Raw genomic sequence first — 544 nt, forward strand, 5'->3', positions numbered from 1 at the left:
CCGCGAGCTGGAGCATCGCGCTCCAGCTCGCGGCCTCGGGCGGGGCCGCGCCCGCGCCGGCCAGCAGGGCGTGCGCTTCGCGGCGCAGCAGCGCACGGCCCTGCAGCGCCTGAGCGGCGGCGAGGGCAGCCGCTGCCAGGGTGCGGCCTTGCGCGCGAGCCGCCGCCGGATCAGGGGCGGCCAGGCGCTGCAGGCGGACGAGCGGGCGGCTTGCTGCTGGACTAGCCACACTCAATTGCTCGTCCCGACGGTCTTTGTCTTCTTCGCCCCTTCTTCCCCTCTCGCTCCCTGCCGTCTGCCCTTCGCCGCCCTCCGCTGCAGTCCCCATATAAGCCCTCAGATCGACGCGGCCCGGCTCCGGGCTCGAGCGGTCGGCGCTGCGCAGCTCGTCGAGATGTCGGAGGAGCCGCCTCGCCGCCTCACGCTCTCCAGCGCGCTCCCCGGCGCGCTCCCCGGCCCCCTTGCCCGTCTTCTCCCACTGGCCCTCTCGACCCGTTCCCCACTGCTCCGCGAGCTGCACCGCTTGTCCGAGCGGCAACGGCTC

At 74.6% G+C, this 544-nt stretch carries 1 pseudogene; it reads right to left on the minus strand.

Annotation, left to right across the window (positions count from 1 at the left end):
* Nucleotides 1-544: pseudogene (locus PA598K_RS36425) on the minus strand (DNA/RNA helicase); the annotation flags it as partial.

Origin of the sequence: Paenibacillus sp. 598K (assembly GCF_003851045.1) — a bacterium.
GTDB lineage: Bacteria > Bacillota > Bacilli > Paenibacillales > Paenibacillaceae > Paenibacillus_D.